Consider the following 537-nt stretch of genomic DNA (forward strand, 5'->3'; position numbering starts at 1 on the left):
CTCTAGGGCTTCTTGGCTCTGCTGTAGATCAAGCAAATAGCGGATTTCATATAAGTACAAGCTTTTGCTATCAGGATTACGCAGGCGTGATTGATTGATATAATTAAGCACCGTCTCTGCTGGTTCGGTTTTGCGTAAGATATCGGCTTTTAGGGTAATAAAAGGCACATAATCAGGCTGATGTAACAAAGCTCTATTGATATGAATAATGGCAATCTCAGGCTCATTAAATTGATACAGCAAGCCTGCTTTTAACACTGATAAAGAGGCGTTTTGCTCGCTATTAATAGGCTGTAAGGCTTCTAAGAGCTCACGCTGATCGCTGTCTGTCGTTGGGTAAATACCAATCAATATGTCGCTCAAATCAGTACGTGGATCATAGCGCAAAATACGGTCTAAGGACTGACCCGCTAGAGTATAGTCGTGAGCTTTAAGCGCTAAATGCGCCACATAAAACCAAGCGGGTACGTGATCAGGGTTTTGATCTTGCCACATTTTGGCAAACTGTAACGAGTCCCCGACATTGTCATGACGCAG

General features: G+C 43.2%; 1 protein-coding gene. It reads right to left on the reverse strand.

The window, feature by feature from the left end; translation table 11 throughout:
* On the reverse strand, positions 1 to 537 hold a 537-nt coding region (locus tag ACS8FD_RS24015; RefSeq protein WP_439277692.1), incomplete at both ends, for a tetratricopeptide repeat protein.

Source organism: Psychrobacter sp. 1U2, from assembly GCF_051847575.1.